The 3,563-nt window shown below is 63.4% G+C and carries 3 protein-coding genes; all 3 read right to left on the bottom strand.

Going from position 1 to position 3,563, the window contains the following annotated elements:
- A partial coding sequence (locus tag ACXRVY_RS20380; RefSeq protein WP_458238094.1) for a carboxyl transferase domain-containing protein occupies positions 1-889 on the bottom strand: 889 nt, incomplete at its 3' end.
- A gap of 3 nt (positions 890-892) precedes the next feature.
- Positions 893-1,762: an SDR family oxidoreductase gene (locus ACXRVY_RS20375; RefSeq protein WP_223463458.1), complete on the bottom strand. Its 870-nt coding sequence runs from the start codon at positions 1,760-1,762 to the stop codon at positions 893-895.
- Between the two features lie 12 nt (positions 1,763-1,774).
- Positions 1,775-3,563 (bottom strand): acyclic terpene utilization AtuA family protein (locus ACXRVY_RS20370; RefSeq protein WP_458238093.1); only part of this gene is annotated, 1,789 nt, incomplete at its 5' end.

The raw sequence follows: 3,563 nt of genomic DNA, 5'->3' as shown, positions 1-3,563 counted from the left end.
GATCATCCGGAATCAGGCCCAGCAGTTCGTCGATGGGGTAGAGCGGCTCCTCCCAGCGACGTTCGGGGAGTGGGGGCAACTGCTCGTTCCACGGCAGCAGGCTGACAATTTCGCGTACCTGACGCACACCGTCGGCGTCGTTCTCGGCCAGGTATTCGGCGGTACCGGCGGTTTGTGCGTGCATCTCGGCGCCGCCCAGTTCTTCATCGGTCGCGACTTCGCCGGTGGCGGCCTTGAGCAGTGGGGGACCTGCGAGGAACAGCTTGGCCTTGCCGCGCACCACCACCACGTAATCCGACAATCCCGGCTGATAGGCTCCGCCCGCCGTGGCCGAGCCGTGCACCACGGTGACCTGCGGCAAACCCATGGCCGACATCCGCGCCTGATTGGCAAAGCTGCGTGCGCCTTCGACGAAAATCTCCGCCGCGTAATTGAGGTTGGCGCCGCCACTTTCGGCGAGGGTGATTACCGGCAGTTTGTTTTCCATGGCGATCTGTTGCAGGCGCAGGGATTTCTTCAAACCGCTGGGGGAGATGGTCCCGCCCTTGATCGCGCTATTGTTCGCGACTACCAGCACACGCACGCCAGACACGTAGCCGATGCCCGCGATCAAACCGCCACCGGCGCAGCTGCCGTCCTTGTCGTCGTGCAGCTTGTAGCCGGCCAGGCTGGCCAGTTCGAGAAACGGCGCGCCGGGGTCCAGTAGCAGATTGAGGCGTTCGCGAGGCAATAACTGACCACGTTTTTCGAACCTGGGTTTGGCTTCGGCAGCCTTGTTCAGCAGGATCTGTTCGAGCGTGCGGACTTGCTCGATGGCGCTCAGCATCGCCGCACGGTTCTGGGCGAACGGCTCGCTGTGGGGATCGAGTAACGACTGAATCACCGGCATGGGTTATTCCTTGTCCTTCAATACGTCTGGTATGTAGGCGCGGTGGAAACCGTTGTACGACTCGCTGTTGGTTGCCTTGTGGATTGGCCAGGCGCGCCCGCCGAGGCTGGCGGCGCCGTCGATGCGCAAGGTACTGCCGCTGACGAACGCCGCTGCCGGGCTGAGCAGGAAAACAATCGCCGCGCTGACTTCCGATTCGGTGCCGATGCGCTTGAGCGGCACGTGTTCGCGCAAAGTCGGAATCGCAGCCTTGAATGCGCCTTCGTAGGTGTCCATGCCGCTGGAGGCAATCCAGCCCGGTGCCACGGCGTTGACCCTCACCCCGGCATGACCCCATTCGTACGCGGCGGTCTTGGTCAGGTTGTCCATGCCCGAACGTGCCGCGCCGGAGTGACCCATACCGGGCATGCCCCCCCACATGTCGGCGAGCATGTTGACGATGGCGCCGCCGTGCTTGCTCATGGACTGGTTGAACACTTCCCGGGCCATCAGGAAACCGCCCACCAGGTTGGTGCGCATCACGGTTTCGAAACCCTTCTGATTGATCGAGGCCAAGGGCGACGGGTACTGCCCGCCCGCATTGTTGACCAGGCCATGAATGGGGCCATGCTTGCGGATCAATTCGCTGACCAGGTGTTGCACCGGTTCTTCCTCGCGGATGTCGCAAACCGCCCAATCGGCCTTGCCGCCGTCTTCGGCAATCTCTGCCGCAACGGTTTTCAGCTTGTCGGCCTTGCGCCCGACCAGCAGCACATGGGCACCGAGGGCCGCCAGTTCGTGGGCGGTGCAGCGGCCGATACCACTGCCGCCACCGGTGACGATGATGTTTTTGCCGGCAAACAAATCGGCTTTGAAAATCGAATCGTAGGCCATGGCGGCAATCCTCTAGTTGAACTGGTCGGCGATGCGCTGCGGCACCGGAATCTGGATTTCCAGCAGTTGTTGGGCGAAGGCTTTGCCTTGCGGATCGATTCGCAGGCTGGCGACACCGCCGCCGCCGAGGGCGTTTTCCAGCAGGAAATTCAGGCTGTGGCTGGCGGGCAAGTACCAGCATTCGACTCGCCCGTGGATGGGATCGAGGACGTGGCCCATCCAGTCGACGATCACTTCCGGGGTCAAGGCTTCGGCGATCCATGGCAGGAACTCGGGCTCGCGGGCCATGACGCCGATGTTGCTGTGGTTGCCCTTGTCGCCGGAACGGGCGACCGCCAGTTTGACCAGGGCCACGCTGGCGTCGGCCAGGCCAACCGGTTTCGGTGGCGCGAGCGGAGCTGGCAGGTCCAGCGGGTCGAGCACATCGAGGGCGGGCAGGGCACACCGGTGGCGCTGGCCCATGCAATCAATGTCCAGCGTGCAGGCGGTTTTGTCGATCAGGAACGAGAACAGCCGGATCAGCGGATACACCGTCGGCCGGCCACCGACAATGCCGGTCAGCCCCGGCGCCATGCCGGTGGCGGCCTGGGCGATTTCCCGAGAGAACACGATCAAGGCCTGCTTGTCCGGATGGCGTACCGCGAGTTTGATCACCACTTCGCGGCTGTCCTGACGCTGGCCGTGGGGGCCGTAGGTGGCCTCGCTGCCCAGCAACTCGATACTCACGTCGCTGTACGGCGCCCAGCCGCGCTGGTGGAACATTTCCGAGGTCTTGTTGATGATCGCATCGCTGACTCGCCGCGCCTTGTCGACGGCATCAATGCCGGCAATCAGGCAACTGGCGGTGCAGCGAAAACCATCGAGGCAGGTGGCGCTGACCTTGTATTGAGCGGTCGGCGGCAGACCTTTGGCGCCGTGTACCTGTACCGCGTTCTTGCCCTGTTGCAGCAGTTTGACCTGAGTGAAATCGCACACCACATCGGGCAGCAGGTAGGCACGTGGGTCACCGATTTCGTACAGCATCTGTTCGCCCACCGTCAGCGGCGTGATCAGCCCGCCGGTCCCTTCGGGTTTGCTGACGATGAACTGGCTGTCGGCGCTGACTTCGACGATGGGAAAACCGATGTGTTCGTAGTCGGGCACGTCGCGCCAATCCGTGAAGTTGCCGCCGGTGCATTGGGCGCCGCATTCGATTATGTGCCCGGCCAATGCCGCCTGGGCGAGCTTGTCGTAGTCGTGCCACGACCAGCCGAACTCATGCACCAGCGCAGCACTGACCACCGCACTGTCGACCACGCGCCCGGTGATCACGATGTCCGCCCCCAGACGCAAGGCTTCGACGATGCCGGGTGCGCCGAGGTAGGCATTGGTCGAGACGCACATCGAGGGTAGGGGTGCGCCGCTGAACATTTCATGAATGCCCAGGTTGCCCAGCTGTTTGAATTGCGGCTGCAAGTCATCGCCCAGCAGCACGGCGATCTTCAGCGCCACCCCGGCCTTGTCGCAGGCTGCTTGCAGGGCGGCGGCGCAGGCTTGGGGATTGACCCCGCCGGCATTGCTGATGACCCGGATGTTGTGCGCCGCGAGTTGCGGCAGCAAGGGCTCGAGGACTTCGATGAAGTCGCCCGCATAGCCGGCCTGGGGATCTTTCATCCGCGCGCCGGCCATGATCGACAGAGTGATCTCGGCCAGGTAGTCGAAGACCAGATAGTCCAGATGCCCGTGTTCCACGAGTTGCGCGGCAGCGGTCGAGGTATCGCCCCAGAAGGCGCTGGCGCAACCGATACGRATTGTTTTAGGC

This window comes from Pseudomonas sp. P5_A2_2, from assembly GCF_054177685.1.
The sequence above is the reverse complement of the archived record's forward strand: the minus strand, read 5'-3'. Positions and strand labels throughout refer to the sequence as shown.

Excerpts from the sequence above, each read along its gene's own strand:
- ACXRVY_RS20375 (WP_223463458.1), bottom strand. The coding sequence starts at position 1,762 with ATGGCCTACGATTCGATTTTCAAAGCCGATTTGTTTGCCGGCAAAAAC.